This window comes from Alteromonas sp. ASW11-130, from assembly GCF_026183735.1.
Lineage (GTDB): Bacteria > Pseudomonadota > Gammaproteobacteria > Enterobacterales > Alteromonadaceae > Alteromonas.
In genome coordinates this window covers 41793-57288 of sequence record NZ_JAPFRE010000045.1, presented here as the reverse complement: position 1 = coordinate 57288, position 15496 = coordinate 41793, and the positions used below count along the sequence as shown (strand labels likewise).

General features: G+C 43.8%; 10 protein-coding genes. 6 read left to right on the top strand and 4 right to left on the bottom strand.

Translation table 11 applies throughout. From position 1 onward, the window contains the following. Positions 1 to 17 precede the first annotated feature (17 nt). From OPS28_RS15420 to OPS28_RS15410, 3 genes are all read left to right on the top strand, one after another. Entirely contained in the window at positions 18 to 2093 is a 2076-nt protein-coding gene (locus OPS28_RS15420) for a TonB-dependent receptor family protein (protein ID WP_265610357.1), read from the top strand. Positions 2094 to 2126: 33 nt separating this feature from the next. Beyond that, positions 2127 to 3419 carry an NAD(P)/FAD-dependent oxidoreductase gene (locus OPS28_RS15415; protein ID WP_265610356.1) on the top strand — a complete coding sequence of 431 codons (1293 nt, stop codon included), beginning with the start codon at positions 2127 to 2129 and terminating at the stop codon, positions 3417 to 3419. 66 nt (positions 3420 to 3485) lie between these two features. After that, positions 3486 to 3638 carry a hypothetical protein gene (locus OPS28_RS15410; protein WP_265610355.1) on the top strand — a complete coding sequence of 51 codons (153 nt, stop codon included), beginning with the start codon at positions 3486 to 3488 and terminating at the stop codon, positions 3636 to 3638. 39 nt (positions 3639 to 3677) lie between these two features. Here OPS28_RS15410 and OPS28_RS15405 read toward each other — a convergent pair whose 3' ends face one another. Continuing rightward, positions 3678 to 4244, bottom strand: coding sequence for a YceI family protein (locus OPS28_RS15405; protein WP_265610354.1), 567 nt, complete (start codon positions 4242 to 4244; stop codon positions 3678 to 3680). 22 nt (positions 4245 to 4266) lie between these two features. Then, positions 4267 to 4833, bottom strand: coding sequence for a cytochrome b (locus OPS28_RS15400; RefSeq protein ID WP_442864012.1), 567 nt, complete (start codon positions 4831 to 4833; stop codon positions 4267 to 4269). A gap of 747 nt (positions 4834 to 5580) precedes the next feature. On the opposite strand from OPS28_RS15400, the gene OPS28_RS15395 reads away from it, so the two are divergent. Continuing rightward, on the top strand, positions 5581 to 6006 hold the full coding sequence (locus OPS28_RS15395) for an antitoxin Xre/MbcA/ParS toxin-binding domain-containing protein (protein ID WP_265610352.1): 426 nt from the start codon (positions 5581 to 5583) through the stop codon (positions 6004 to 6006). Between the two features lie 5 nt (positions 6007 to 6011). Here OPS28_RS15395 and OPS28_RS15390 read toward each other — a convergent pair whose 3' ends face one another. Together OPS28_RS15390 and OPS28_RS15385 are read right to left on the bottom strand one after the other, a co-directional pair. Then, complete coding sequence (locus OPS28_RS15390; RefSeq protein ID WP_265610351.1) at positions 6012 to 6515, bottom strand: GNAT family N-acetyltransferase; 504 nt, start codon at positions 6513 to 6515, stop codon at positions 6012 to 6014. Positions 6516 to 6651: 136 nt separating this feature from the next. Further along, positions 6652 to 11148: a PAS domain-containing protein gene (locus OPS28_RS15385; protein WP_265610350.1), complete on the bottom strand. Its 4497-nt coding sequence runs from the start codon at positions 11146 to 11148 to the stop codon at positions 6652 to 6654. 660 nt (positions 11149 to 11808) lie between these two features. On the opposite strand from OPS28_RS15385, the gene OPS28_RS15380 reads away from it, so the two are divergent. Both OPS28_RS15380 and OPS28_RS15375 read left to right on the top strand, forming a co-directional pair. Then, a complete protein-coding gene (locus OPS28_RS15380; RefSeq protein ID WP_265610349.1) occupies positions 11809 to 12294 on the top strand; it encodes a hypothetical protein in 486 nt (161 codons plus the stop codon). 306 nt (positions 12295 to 12600) lie between these two features. Beyond that, positions 12601 to 13476, top strand: a complete 876-nt coding sequence (locus OPS28_RS15375) for a hypothetical protein (RefSeq protein WP_265610348.1) — start codon at positions 12601 to 12603, stop codon at positions 13474 to 13476. The last annotated feature ends 2020 nt before the right edge of the window (positions 13477 to 15496 follow it).

The following is a 15496-nucleotide window of genomic DNA, read 5'->3' as shown; positions in this document are numbered from 1 at the left end:
CATTTTTAGTTGTTTATATGACGTATATTTCGAAGTTGGCGATTTTAATGGTTACCGCGACTATCAGCTCTTTGTCGTTTTCAAATAGCAGGTTGTTAAATAATTCCGATATTGAACACATTACGACGACTCAACAACGCTACCAATTTATCGGTACGGATGCGGCTAATTCAACTGCAACAGTATCCGAAGCGTCCTTGCTTAGCATCGCACCTATACATATTGAAGAAGCACTTAGACAAATTGCCGGTATAGGGATTCAACGCGGAAGCGGTCAGGAGTATCTTCCTGCACTTCGCTCGCCAGTGTTGACCGGAGCTGGGGCCTGCGGAGCAGTGCTTACCAGCGAGGACAGCATTCCGATTCGCGCAGCAGGTTTTTGCAACAATAATGAATTGTTTGAAGCTCATACTGAAATGGCACAACGAATTGACGTAATCAAAGGTCCAGCAACAGTAGTTTACGGATCGAATGCGTTGCACGGTGTTATCAACGTGGTCAGTCCGGATACCACTGAAGATAGTGCGTGGTTAGGTGTAGATGTGGGTTCTTTTGGATATAAACGACTCAAGGGCCGTTACGGACTAGACAATGGTTCTACGGGCCTCGGCGCCAATGTGAGCATTACCCGTGATAATGGTTTCCGTGATGAGGAGTCCGTATTTCAGGAAAAGATGAACCTTCGTCATCGTTATAACACTGATAATTTCTCTGTCCATACTGGATTAACCTATATCCACCTGGATCAACAAACAGCGGGGTATCTATCTGGCGAAGATAGCTATAAAAGCGACCTATTGATTAATTTCAATGAAAATCCCGAAGCTTACCGTTGGGCTAAAGCACTGCGTGTGTGGTCGAAATTTGAATGGCAAAAAAATAATGCCCAGCGCATATCCATCACGCCCTATTTTCGCAATCAGGATATGCAGTTTGTAATGCATTTTTTGCCCGGGAAGCCTATAGAAATAAACGGTCAACAGGGGGGAGGTGTACAATCTTCGTGGCAATACTGGAAGGATGGGCTGAGCGTTATCGTGGGAGCGGATGCCGAATTTACTGAAGGTAACTTGAAACAGTTTCAGGAGGGGCCCACCAAAGGTTCGGCTTTTTTACGTGAAACTATACCCGCGGGAGAACACTATAATTATCAGGTTGATGCCCTGATGCTCGCCTCCTTTGCGCAAGTCTCACAGCAATGGGGTAGGTGGACTTTGTCCGCGGGTACCCGCTACGAAGCCATGACTTATGATTATCGAACCTTGTTGCTTCCTGGCAGAACGAAAGAAAATGGAGAAAAATGTGGTTTTGGTGGGTGTCGCTATTCAAGGCCCAGTGATAAACGTGTTGACTTTAACAGGTTTTCACCCAAGCTCGGGGTAACGTATGCTGTCTCAAATGAACTTTCCATATTCGCTAGTCTCGCCGATGGTTACAGGATACCGCAAGCCTCTGAGCTTTTTCGCTTACAGCGGGAGCAAACCGTTGCCGAACTATCACCAGAGACAGGCCTTCATAGGGAGGTGGGTGCCCACTTCAATAGCCCCACTCTTTCCCTGAAAGCTGCCTATTATTTATTAGCCAAACAAAACGTAATTTATCGTGACGATGACTTCTTCAACGTCAGCAATGGTGAGACAGAGCATGAAGGGATCGAATTGTCGGTGCGCTGGCAGCTTCATCCACAATGGTCCCTGAGCTCTGCCATGACCTATGCGGAGCATACCTATATCGGCCAAGCGGAAAGTTCTGATGCATCCATTATAGGCAATGAAATGGACACTGCTCCACGCACTATCGCCAATTCTCAAATAACATGGGAGCCAGCAACCCCCCTTGAAATTACACTTGAATGGCAGCATATCGGTAAGTACTTCACAGATGCGGAAAACGCGCATACTTATTCGGGACACGATGTTTTGCACTTAAGCAGTCACTATCAACTCAACCCGCACACTACACTGCGTTTTCGTGTCTATAACCTGTTCGATACCCGCTACGCCGAACGCGCTGACTTTACAAGCTTCACTGGTGCGCGATATTTTCCCGGCCAACCCAGACATTTTCTCATTTCAGCGGAGTATTCGTGGTGATGACCAGATTCCAATTACATAGAGAACTTAAAAATGAAGCGAATAGTCATCGTAGGAGGCGGCGCAGGCGGACTTGAACTGGTCACCCAACTAGCTAAAACGTTAGGCAAAAAACAACGCGCCGAAATTATATTGGTGGATAAAAGCCGCACACATGTGTGGAAGCCGCTGCTGCATGAAGTTGCTGCGGGTGTAATCGACAAATATTCTGATGGCGTGGATTACCGAATGCACGCAGTAAAACATGGCTATCAGTTTGAGCTGGGTGAGATGAGCAGTGTAGATGCTGAGAATCAATCTATCACGTTAAGCGCGCTGCATGATGATGAAGGCCATCAAATTTTGCCGCAACGTCAGATTAAGTATGATTATCTGGTCATGGCACTGGGCAGTAAAAGTAATGATTTTGGTACGCCAGGTGTGGCACGAAACTGTTTCTTCTTAGATTCCTTGGTCCAAGCTGAGCGCTTCCATAAGGCGCTTTTAAACCAACTGCTTAAAATAAATAATGATGCGACAGCTGCGCGTATATTGCATGTTGCTATCGTCGGCGGGGGGGCTACCGGGACTGAACTTGCCGCCCAACTTTATCATGTGGCTAACCTCGCTCGCGCCTATGGCATGCCTGAGATGTCTTCAAAGCGTATCAAGGTCTCAATTATCGAAGCGGATAACCGTATCTTGCCAGCATTACCCGAACGTATCGCCAATTCAGCACGCAAAGCGTTAGTAAAACTCGGGGTAGATGTATTGGAAAATACGCGGGTGGCACGAGCCTCTGAAACGGGTTTTGAAACCGCAGATGGAGAAAAAATTGATGCTGATTTGTTGGTGTGGTCGGCGGGGGTGAAAGCGCCTGATTTTTTAACCGAGTTAGACTTATTTGAGACAAATCGTGCAAACCAAATTTTGGTAAAACCTACATTGCAAAGTACTCGTTTTGACAACATTTTTGCTATAGGTGACTGTTGTGGTTTCAAGCAGAGTGACGATAGCTGGGTGCCCCCACGCGCACAGTCGGCTCACCAAATGGCAACAACAGCGGGTAAAAACCTAGTTAACTTGTTCAAAAACATCGCCCTGGAATCGTTCAAATACCGTGACTATGGATCGCTGGTGCACCTCAGTCGCTACACCACCGTAGGTAGTTTAATGGGGACGTTGTCGAACAATAGTATGTTTATTGAAGGACGTTTAGCCAAGCTGGTCTATTTGTCGCTATACAATATGCATCAGTTCGCCATTCATGGTTATTTACGAGGGGTAGTAGTATTGCTCAGTCGCAAGCTGGGGAATATCGTTGGCATGCGGCTAAAGCTGCATTAATAGCCGCCTCCTCACGCTAAAGCGTGGGGTTGTTACGCTATCGCTGTTGAGGGGGGAGGTCACCGCTTGCGCGGAGATGACAAGGAAAAACGCGGTGATGACGACGAAAAGTTTTGGGGCTTTTTCGCTATCGCTGTTGAGGGAGGAGGTCACCGCTTGCGCGGTGATGACGAGGAAAACGGGGTGATGACGAGGAAAAAGGCGGGTGATGGCTTCTGATGAGAAGGGGGATCCCGTCGCAGGACGGGAGCACCAAAACTACTGCTTCACCCCTTCAACATGCAGCATTAGTTCTACTTCGGTTGAAGCCGGACCCAAATCGTAGTCGATGTCAAAGTCTTTCAGCGCAATTTTAGTTGTACCGGCAAATCCCGCGCGGTAGCCTCCCCACGGATCTTTTCCTTCACCAACCTTGTGCGCATCAATCGAGACTGACTTGGTTACACCATGTAAGGTTAGATCACCAATAATGGTCATCGTGCCATCGCTATCTTCGGTAACCGTGGTACTGACAAACTTCGCTTCAGGAAACTTCTCAACATTTAAGAAATCATCACTACGTAAGTGTTTATCACGCTCTGCGTGATTAGAATCAATACTATCTGTTTGAATAGTTACATTGACTTTAGAGACTTTAGGTTTGTCTTCATCGTAGCTAAATTCACCCTCGAATTCATTAAATCTTCCCGTCAGCCAAGAATAACCCAAATGTTGAACTTTAAAATTTATCGAAGCGTGAGCGCCCTTGGTGTCTATAATATAATCTGCTGCGCTAGCTGCAGTCGCACCAAATGCCAATGTTAATGCTAATGCTATTTTTTTCATCTATTTCTCCTGGTTAAGGTATTTATTGCAGGCCCAACATACGTTTTAATGTAGCGTCTTTATCAAAAAAATGATGTTTAAGTGCTGCAAGCACATGTACGCCAATAAAAATAATTAACGCCCATGCAAGGTAAAAGTGAATACTTCCGGCTATATCTTCTTGATCATCAAATAATTCTCCGAGTGAGGGCACGGTAAACCAATTAAATACGTCAATCGCTCGATTATCTGCGGTGGAAATAAGGTAGCCGCTAATAAAGAGAGAGAACAACATTAAATAAATTGATAAATGCGCAATACTTGCCGCTACGCGCTCCAAGTCACCGCCAAGCCTTTTCGGACGAGGACTGACCATGCGCCAGACAAACCTAAACAGTGTTAACCCAGCCAGTAATAAGCCAACACTTTTGTGCCAATGCGGGGCCGTTTTATACCAATCACTATAGTAGTTCAGGTCTACCATCCATAATCCTACCGCGAACATGCTAAAAACCGTGACAGCGGTTACCCAATGCAGGGTTATAAGTACCCATCCCCAGCCAGAATTCGATTTTCTCAATTGGTTTTCCTCACGTAATGGAGTTCTCATTTAGTACAATAGATGAAGTAAGACTATATAAACACTTCATTTTGTTGAACTGATGATTCTGAAAATTAGAATGTTTCATCGGTGGGAATAAAAAGAGGTCGTCAAAAAACAATCAATAACAGGCAAAGTATAAAGTTTTGTACCGGTGCACTATGTCAATGCATGTGTCACTTCTTCGCCGAGAGAAAAGAATGGGGCGCTAACCAGGCAAGAGCGGTAACAACGAAAGCCAGCCCTGTTTTTGCGGAGTGTTAGGTCTTAACTTCTTCAAAAAACAAGCACTATCTCGTCCCACCAAAGCCTACGCCAGCGACCAGCCGTAGAATAATAATCCGCAATAGGAGGGTTGTACACGGCAGAAAAGGGTAACGAGGATATTGCAATAGGTTAACCGTCATAGTCGAGCGACTTGTGAACAAAGGCAGCCGTATTTTCCACTTCTTCTGGCGAGATAGGTCGCCGCGAGTATTTAATTCAGCCCTGAGTGAAAAATTTTCTTATATAGCCTCTGGCAGAAATAAGCGCTCTTTTTTGTGATTTTGTGTAATAACCCTCACCCACCGCTTCACTCAATTTTTGTAAATGCTTTGTTAACAAAGGCTGTGGCAGGAATCGTCTTATCGAAAGGAAAGCACTAAATAAATTATTTTGCACATTTCACACGGTGTAATTCAGCCTACATTTGTGGAACGATTCTCGCAGTAGCCCTTCGTACCTAACAACAGGTTATTCAAGAAGGTGGCTTTAATGGCAATTGCGCATTACCAACCCGCTGTAATAATGAAAGCATTCACATGGGCATATGAAGAGCTGGGTTTATCCCCTAATGAGGCTTCGGCCATGCTTGGCGTTAGCGAGCAAGGATTATTACAAACGGCGCTGGTGGGGTTTGAAATTGAATCGTCAGAAGCCAAAATTCAGCTTGCTTTTATTCGTTTGTATCATCTGCTATATGCGTTGTCTGACGGTGACAATGAAAAGATGATCATCTGGTTCACCCAACCAAATCTTCATTTGGCGGCGACACCGAAAGCGATGTGCAACGATATAGAGGGACTATTGTGCCTTAATGAATACCTAGAGGGTATGCAAAGTGCTTCGGCGCTACCCGATGTTAATTTTGCACTGGCCCCCCAGACGTCTCCCACTACTGGACCTGCTGTACACAGGTAAAACTATTAACTGCTAGGATAAAAACTGGGGTGGTACGTAATGTCCGCTCTGGGGTAATGGTGATTAAAAGAGAGCGCCATAAAATACTCAGGGGGCGCACCGTGTAAGATCAACCCATCTGTCACCTTAAAGCCGAACTGAGAATAAAATTCTGGTTCTCCCAACAGCACACATCCTTTTGCGTTTTCCCTTAGCCATAAAAGGGCGCTTTGCATCAACTTACTACCGAGCCCTCTGGACTGGGCGGTGGGAGAAACGGCAAGCGGACCAATCCCATACCATCCGGATTCGCCATTCGATAAGGTTACTGGAGAAACCGCAATATAGCCGACTATTTTATCTTCTTCTTCGGCTACTCGCGTGATTGTCAGCGCATCATCGTCACGTAAAGCATCAACAATAAGGTGCTCGTTGTTTTCTGAATGGGGCACAGCTTTGAATGCTACTTTAATGACTTCACGAATAGCAGGAATATCTTCTGGGTGTTCAGGGCGAATGGTGAGGATCATTGCTCCACAACTAAACGATGAAATGCTGATTTTATAGAGATAGCACAGTCAATTAGAAGTAGTCTAGTTTACGAATATTAAATTTTACGTTTAAGGTGTAATTTAGCCCGTAACGTTACGGGCTAAATGCAGGGGGCTAGTCGTTCAAATGCCCATAAATAACCCTCATTGTTTTACTTAAATTTTGTCGCGCTGTCGGCCAGAATATTGAAATATTATCAAGATTACCGTGTTCAATATCCGCCTCAAGACGGTTTGCCATGTCATTTAACGGCGCTGAATTAACCGGACGAATAAGGGCGATTAATTTACGCGTATTGACCAGCATTTTACTTCTGTCATCATTGGAAATGGCTTCACTTGTAGCCTCAACCGCATGTTCTAGGTCAGATAGTAACGATTTTAGAGACACGGCCAATGAGTCCACTTGCTTATTTGCTTGTAAATAAGGCAACAAGTCGAACCATACCGATGAGTCTAGCGGCATCTCGAAGTTGGCATACCCGGGTAGCGCCTTTGCATTAGTTGCAGGGGTTTCGTTATGCTGATGATGAAGCTGTGCTTTCTGTGCTTCCACCAGTGCTGATGCTTGTTGCTGCAGTTGCGATTCTTGTTGTTGAATTTTCTGCTGTGCGCCGTTCAATGCTTGCTCTTTCTTGGCAAGCTGGAGTTTGCTGTCATCCAGACTATGCTCCAGAGCAGCTAGCTGACGTTGGAGATCTGACTGGTCGGCGTCAGCACTGCTTAACAAGTCCTTCGCTTGCGCACATTCTTGCTCTGCTAGTTTTAACATCCGCTCTAACTTAGACTGTTCCTCCTTCAGTGTGGCGATACTTTCTTCTCGCTGCTGTAAGGTGTTGTGTTGTGACTGAATTTGCTGCTGAAGCTTCTCTTCATTCGCTTGTTTGTCAGTAAGCTGCTGTTGAAGGGCTTCAGCATCCGCTTTGATTGAGTTCAATTCTTGATTGAGCTTTTGTTCCTCACTATGGGTCTGCGACACTTTAGATTCCGCATCCACCAAGTGTGACTGACTGGTTTGCAGCTGCTCCTGCATTTGAGTATTTTCTTGTTTTGCTGATTCTAGCGCTGCATGAAGCTGTGCCTTCTGCGCCTCTATTTCTTGGCGGTGCTTACGCCATTGTTCATCGCTTCCTTCCATCATGGCTTTTTGTGTTTCTGCACGTTGCGCGACATCAGCGAGCTCTGCTTCCAACTGAGCAAGTCGCTGCTGTTGTTCTTCTTTAGCACGTTTCTCGGCAGCAACTTGTTGCTGATGGTCTTCAAGACGTTTTTGTGCCTGACTTAACTCAGCCTGCTTAGCTTCTAAAGACCTGGCCAGGTGTTGTTGTGTAGTTTTCCACTCTTGCTCATTTTGGACGATATATTGTTGCTGAGTATTCGCTGCCTCTTGCATGTGTTCACATTCAGCACGTAGTTCTTCTAACTCTTGCTGTTGACGGGCTTTTTCCGCTTTTTCTGCTTCACTCTCAGCAATAGTGTGATGCAACGCTGCTTCACTTTCTTTTAGTTGTGATTCTTTAGCGCGCAAGCTTTCCAGTAGTAAGAGCTGGTGTTTATGCCATTTACGTTGTGCTTCAGAATTAGAGTGCTGTTGCTCTTCTGCAGCTGCCTGTAACGTGTTTAGTTCTTCGACTAACCTGTCTAACGCCTCTTGTTTTTGTTGTTTTTCAATCTGTACTGCTTCTGACTGCTGTTTCAGTTTGGCAAGATCTTGTTTGGACGCGTCCAGCTGCGCTTCTTTGGCTAATAATTCACTTTCCAGGCGCTGTTGGTGTGCTTCCATTTCGTCTTTGCTTTGATTGGACATTGCTTCCAATGCCTGCATTTCGTTTTGCAGGTGGTCTATTTGCCGAGCCTTCGCGGCTAATTCTGTTTGCGCCCGTTCGCAACTTTCCTGTAGCGAGCGACGCTCATTTTCAGCTTTTTCGCTCGCTTTACGTTGGTTAATTAATTGCTCTCTAAGGGCATCCTTGGCCTGAACAGAGCTTTGTAATTGTGAATATAACGTCTGAATTTGATCATTAATATCTTGTAACTGCGTATCTTTTTCGCCTAATGATGATTTCAGGGCGGCAATTTTTTGTTCCGACTGCGCCATTACTTGCGTTTGCTGCTCTTGTGCTTGTTTTAACTTTTCAGATTCCATCCGGCTGTTGTCAAGTTGTTGTTGCGTTTGGCGATATTGTTTTTCACTATACTGAAGAGCGTTAGCGATTTGATGACGTTGCGCTTCTAAGCGAGTGACTTTTTCACTGCTATGGTTGAGCTGGTCTTCCAGTTCTCGGTTTGCCGTTTTTGCTTCATCTAACCACTGTTGGTTTTGTTTATACTCTTGTTGTAGATTGGCGAAGTCCGCACGGATGGTTTGATGAGCTTCTTCCAACGCAGAAAGCGTGGATAGCTTATCCGTTAGCGTACCTTGTACCGCGGTTAACTCCGTTTGTGTTTTAGCGAGATAATGCTCGGTTTGGGTAAGTGTAAGATGTTTTTTCGCTAATGCGTCCTGGCTGCTGGAAAGCTCAGCGTCTTTGCGCTCAACCTCCTGTTGCGCCATGTTTCGTAATTGCTGGGCTTGAGCACGCGCCGCATTCGCTTCTTTTAAAGCACGTAAATCTACCCATAAACAAAGAATACAAGATAGTTCGGTACCTTTAAAAACAGGGATGAGCGTAATTTCACAAGGTAATGCCTTTTGCTGGTAATGGTGTTGCCAGTTTAATGTTAGAGCTTGACCATGGGCTTTAGCCGCATCTAGTTTGTTGCGAAGAAAATTAGCGTTGTCATCAGTTTTATTTAGATCATTACTGTGTAGAGTTTTGCCCAATAATGATTGTTCATCGTCGATATCGAAAAAGGCACATGCAGCAGCGTTAAGACGGGTGAAGGCATCGTCTTCAACTATTGCCATCGGAATGCTGGCATAATTCACCAGGCGATCGAAGCGGCTATTCAAATAGCGCTGTTCTTCTCTGTCACTCAACCAAGCAATATAGCGACAAGGCACTTCACTTAATTTGCTTATGTTCAGGGTCACATCAAGTGAGCGTTCGTCCTGAGTGCGCAACTTAACGGGAGCGTTTTGACAGCGTTCATGACGTTCTACCCGAGATAAAACCTGATCGGCAGAAGGTTTATCATTAAACAGGGTATGAAAGGCAACGCCTGTCAATTCTGTCACTTCGTATCCCAACTGAGTAACAAGCGTTTGATTAACTTCGACAACCTTGAATTTCTCATCCATGACAACAATACCAGAAGGAGAACAATCTACCAGGCTGGTCAATTTGGTTTCTGCGTCATATTTTGCGGCATTTGCTGCGACTTCTTCAGACTGATTGTGCACAATGGCGATTATTGAAACAGGGAGGCCCGGGCTAGACATTTTTTGCATATGAAGCGTCAAAAACACCTTCTCTTGTGGATTCAGAGTCACTTTAACGGGCATTGAACCAAGTTCCCCCTGATGTGCTTTTGCCCAGTCTTCATTTACAGTGGGTAGGGTCGAAAATGGTTTACCTTTGTATTTGTTTACATCCGCGCCAACCAATTTACCGAAAGCTAAGTTACCTTCTAAAAATGTACCTTCCGTATCCACGCGATATATTGCAAAGGGAGCTATACTGGTAGTTTGATGATGTAATTTTAAGGCGCTCTGCAATTGATTTTTATAATTATTTTCGGTTTTTAAGTCTATTAAAATTAATTGTACACATGACGCGTTTTCCGCTCCCTTTACCGGAATTACCGAGCCTAATACGCGAACTGGTCGAGGCTCATTTGCTTCGTTTAGATCCGCTAATAATTCAAATTGCTGACATTCGCCTAATCCCATTAATGCAGAATGGAGGGATTGCCAACTTGGCTCGCTAAACCACGCGGACATTTCGTCAGGGGAGAATACTGCGCTATTCTGTGCATTAACCCAAGTGGCGACAGCCGAATTAATTTCAACCGTACCGATAGTGTAATCAATGGTTATCACCCCATGGCCACTGGTGCCTATCTCAGTAGTTAAATGGGAAAGGTGATTTTTGTAATTATCAATTGTTTGTTGAAACAAGTGAACATCTTCGAGCATCACGGCGGCGTGAGCCCCTAGACTGGCATCAATGTTGGGGCATACCCTTACTTGATAAACGCGGTCTCGGCGAGGCATTGTGCACTGTATACGGGTTTCTTTAGCGCTGGCGAAAGCACACTTCAATGCAGGTTCGTCAGCATTGGGTAATAACGATAGCAGATTAACGTTATTGACATTTTCCTCTTTAATTCCAAGCAAATATAAAGCAGTTCTATTGGCAGCGAGTACATCACCTGTTTTGCTTATAAACAAAGCTCCAGATGGAAGGGCATTCAGCTGGGCTTGCAATGTCGTCGATACGGCCGCGAGCGACGCCAGCCTCCGCTTCGTAACAAATTGTTTTATCAGGAGAATAAGTACCAAAAAGGCAAGTATGCCAGTCGTAATAATCCCTACGTAGGAAGCGAATTGGGGACGCTGCGCAACAAAATCGTATAATTCGTCGAAGCCAGCGTAAGCTGGAGAAGTCAGCACACTCAAGGTAAATAGACTGGAAATCTGCGCAATTAACCGATTGGCCCACGCTTTCATATTAAATCCTTCAACACGACTATTTTAAAATCAGGCGTTACTATACGAAAAACCTGTTGATTCTTTAGTCTTCACGTTAGAAATAGGTATAAAGAATCATATCTGAACCTCGTGCCGGGTCTTAGTGAACAATTACAAATAGAAGATACATATAACGCCAGTTCGGTTAGTCAAAACCACATCGAGGCCATAGATAGGAAAGCTATAGTGACAGAAAAAACATGAAGAGTACGCTCCCCACCTACACTTCACGGTCGGAATAGTCCACGGACGTTCCAAAGGTATTATCATGAAGATGAAAAGTGATAAGTGATAAGTGAAAAGTGATAAGTGAAACTAATAAAACTATTTATCTCACTTCGCTGAAGGGAAATATAGCAAAGCCGCTTGCCACAAGGGAAGGAGCAGCTTATACCTAATTTCTCGCTGATATATTTTTGGGCCTTAGGAGTAAATTAAATATAAGTAATTTTAGGACTGGGCAGATATCCGATCTTAATTTTTCCAAACACGTACCTTATCTTGTTCATTTGTAGGCGAGGGTTCTTGCTAACCCGACTTCGGTTGACGTATGTACAGTCCGTTTGGCATCATGGCGTCGGTTCACACGTTTTAGACAAATAACAATAAAAAATTAAGAATGTAGGCATAGTAAGAGTAATGAAATTAAGTATTACCCTAATTTTGACTATTTCAGTTTTATTAGCAGGATGCTCTCAGCAACCAAGTTACGACTTTATGGTCGATAATTTTAATGAAAATAAGCCGTCATTTTCAATGATCGCTACACTGGCGTGTGAACTCGGCCAAACTTCAGGTTTACCTTCTTATGCCATCAGGGGTGAAACAGATGAGGAAAAAATATTACTGGAACTTGCAGAACGTGTAAATGTCCAGGCTATCCGTTATAAAGAGGCAAATGGAAAATGTCAGCTTACTATGCCCGTTTGGGAAGGCGAGGCAGAAAATAAACATCCGCAATTTGTATATCGCTATAATTTACATCAGCCCAGGCCTTATCACTCTGCCACTCATCGCTATCAGCAACTCATCAAAATGGCTGATGACGAAACAATAAATAACGGGCCGGTTGTGTTTGATATGAAGCTTTCTGAACGGTGGTTCTTCTCTTTTATCTATAGCTAAAGCCAAGGTAATAGTAATCCTGATATCCCCACATTCGGTTCGACCTCTATTTCATGATACCTGACAACTTATAATCAAAGGGTAGGGTTAGTGGCTATTTAGCACTAACCCACAATACGGCAAATAACAGTTAGACCCTTGCGCTTTCACCTTTGCCAACAAATTGGGCTAGCGAGAAGACGCATAATGTTGTTAAAAATGCATAAGATCGTTTAAGCCGTTCCATAAAACGGTTTTCGATTGCTATTCAGCTACCACTGCGGTTAAATTGTCTGTAGTTGAAGTTCGGAATGTAAGTGGTCGCATATGAAACCTCACGTTTTGCTGATTATCTTTCTGAGTTTTTGTGTGAAATCTTATGCATCGGCAGAAAGTCGGGTCACGCCCATTTATTACGGCAAGGAGTCGTTTCTTCAAGAGGTTGCGGACCCCTCAGTCCAAAGTGCTTTGCCTAAAACTTACCGTCTGTTATTACCTAAAATTAGTTTTCCCATCAAATTTGTTTATTCCCCATTTAAACGATCCCTCAGATTTCTACAAGGTAACGCACCGGCTTGTAATTTTTATGCACTAGAAAATGCTGAACGAGGTAATCATTATCTATTTTCTTTACCGCTAACGTTTCTGCCCTCTCCCCGTGTTTACACCCGTGCAGCCGTTAGCGAGAGTTTATTGAACGAAAAAGGAGAAATTAAATCGCTTACTGAGATGGTGCAAGCGCACCCAAGCCACGTGATCTTGCTCACAGACAGTATATCCTATGGTGACGAACTGGATAGGTTTATAGCGCAAATTCCCAGCCGCAATATCGTATGGCGTGCAAGTGCAGACAGACATAATAAAATATCTGAAATGTTCTTTAGAAACCGAGCACAAATAGCGCTTATTTATCCTCAGGAAGCGCACGAGTATCTGACAAATCACTTAGAAGATGACGAAGTCTTTTATTCTTATGGTGTGGAAGGTATTCAACCCATAGTGGGTGGTAAAATAATGTGCAACAAATTTCCGCAAAACGAAGAACTTATAAACGAGTTAAATCGCGGTATTTTGTCACTTTATAAAGATAAGGACTATATCGCAACCCAGCAGCTTCATACACCAGAACCACTTCGACCTCTATTAATTGACGCAATTTCAACGGTCAGCCGGTCGCATAGTGAGTTGAGGCCAAGCGAATAAATGTGGTTTCCTGGGTTTTTCGTACAACGTGCCTAAGCTTATTTTCTTTAAAGTCAGATTTAGCCAAAGTACTTAAACTTTAGGCGAGAAACAACGTTAATGTGTTTGCACGAATGAAAATGCAAAACCGTCTATGGTTAAGACGGGACCGCGGGTTAATCACCATCTAAAAGCGAGGGATTTTCCAGATAAACTATTACTCTTCTGCTTTACAAGCCCATAGACCTTGACCGGCTGGCTTGGTCAAAGAATACTTGAACAAGATCCGTCGCGAATAAGTGATGAATGCTTAGGGTGTGATTTACTTCGTCTAAATGATTGATTCGGTAGTTGTCTTTAATTACATACCCTATGCGAGAGCTACAACTCGATACTAGACCATCGTTAGTTCCACCAAACGCCATACCTGGTAGTGGCATAAACGGACCAACAATATTAAGAAGGGTTGTATTCGCATTGCCTCCGCCCTAGGAATAATAATAAACACCGTTGCTTTCCAGCATTCCTCCATTGTTAGCACAGCAACCACTAGGTAAACCTTCAGGATAACGAGCATTGAACTGAGCGCTACCTGCAGTAGAAAGTGAGTTTAACGCCGCAATACTGTCAGTGGGTAACGTTAGAAGTCGGAACCTGAAACCAACGCCAAAATGTCTGCAAAGGCGTTAAATACTGTTCCGGCAACGCTTTCCCAACGGGAGCCATTCTGAAAGCCCACACAAATAACGTCGGCTCCTTTGCTTCCCTGGTTTACGCCTGCGATGAAGCAATAACGAAATCGATAAAGCTCAGTAAAAGCAAGTTAAGGTAATAAGTGATATAAATTTTCGCATCAAGACATCCAGTTATGTGCAGTCTCCCAGTAGCTCGGGACGTGAATGTGGTGTTGGGAAATGGTTAATTGAGTTGCGTTTTTCTATTTTTCTGGATGGGAAAGCTGAGTAGTATCCTTGTATATCGTCGGGTAAATAATTTTGGTTAAATAGAACATCCTGATTGTTTAGTCTTCTATCCTGTCTTAGTCTTTCTTTAAGTATTCCCTCCTCAAACTATTCTCGTTTTGTATGTTTAGTATGAATTTCAGCAAAAAATACTGGATGCATGCGAACAATTAATAGCAGTACTTTCAAGAATAACGTTTTTGATACCCATTTTATTATGAGTACTATCGACTACCTGAGAAGAGTAAAATTTTCCCAGAGATGGGAATATTTAGTCTTGGTCGATTTTTGAACGCCGATAAAAATCTTAACCTATTCAACTCGTTAGCGCGATTTTAAGCAGGCCCATTTATTGCATACAAGTTATTGCAAATAAGATGGTATCGATAGCTTTGACATCAGCTAACCTAATTTTTGGACGAGATGGGAAGCGAGAAGTGAGAAGTGAGAAGTGAGATGGAAAGTATAGTGGCGTTGGCAGTAGTAATAGAGTGTTATTTTTTTGCTCGACGATATATCAAGCAATCAGGCTTTGAAGTCAAAAGTGGAATTAGAGAGATTTTCGGCTAATCTAACGGCTAGGAAAAGTCGTCTTATACAACAAACGACAGTTACTCCATCCTTCCACCCCTCATTTATGCGCCAATAGTCAGGCCAATAGGTATTATGAATGATGTCGATATAAACAGCTCATCGGTATCCTCGTCTGGCTAAATCTAGGCAAAAGTCTTGAAGATAGTGATTAACACGGGTGGGCTCATCATCACTTCCTCTGTCTTTATGTAAATACACTTCTATCCGTTATTACGCTGCGCAAAAATTTCTTTATTTAACCCCATTAACATAGCCCGAGAGTGGTTAATCAATATGCCAAAAACTTCCACGTTGCATGAGACAGGGAATTGATTTTGAAAGGATCCCTATTAATATTAGCTAGGGGGTCAACCTACGGGGTTTAGGCGAGATTGGATGAATTAAGCTTGCTTCTAATGAGATATTTGATAGACCTGCTATTGACGCAAGACTAGCGGCTATGGAACGCAGTTTTACCAGCGACCTGGTAAAGGCATATTCCTCTC

Coding starts and splice junctions, on each gene's coding strand:
- OPS28_RS15380 (WP_265610349.1), top strand. CDS start 11,809: ATGAAATTAAGTATTACCCTAATTTTGACTATTTCAGTTTTATTAGCA.
- OPS28_RS15420 (WP_265610357.1), top strand. CDS start 18: ATGACGTATATTTCGAAGTTGGCGATTTTAATGGTTACCGCGACTATC.
- OPS28_RS15400 (WP_442864012.1), bottom strand. CDS start 4,833: ATGAGAACTCCATTACGTGAGGAAAACCAATTGAGAAAATCGAATTCT.
- OPS28_RS15385 (WP_265610350.1), bottom strand. CDS start 11,148: ATGAAAGCGTGGGCCAATCGGTTAATTGCGCAGATTTCCAGTCTATTT.
- OPS28_RS15390 (WP_265610351.1), bottom strand. CDS start 6,515: ATGATCCTCACCATTCGCCCTGAACACCCAGAAGATATTCCTGCTATT.
- OPS28_RS15395 (WP_265610352.1), top strand. CDS start 5,581: ATGGCAATTGCGCATTACCAACCCGCTGTAATAATGAAAGCATTCACA.
- OPS28_RS15415 (WP_265610356.1), top strand. CDS start 2,127: ATGAAGCGAATAGTCATCGTAGGAGGCGGCGCAGGCGGACTTGAACTG.
- OPS28_RS15375 (WP_265610348.1), top strand. CDS start 12,601: ATGAAACCTCACGTTTTGCTGATTATCTTTCTGAGTTTTTGTGTGAAA.
- OPS28_RS15405 (WP_265610354.1), bottom strand. CDS start 4,244: ATGAAAAAAATAGCATTAGCATTAACATTGGCATTTGGTGCGACTGCA.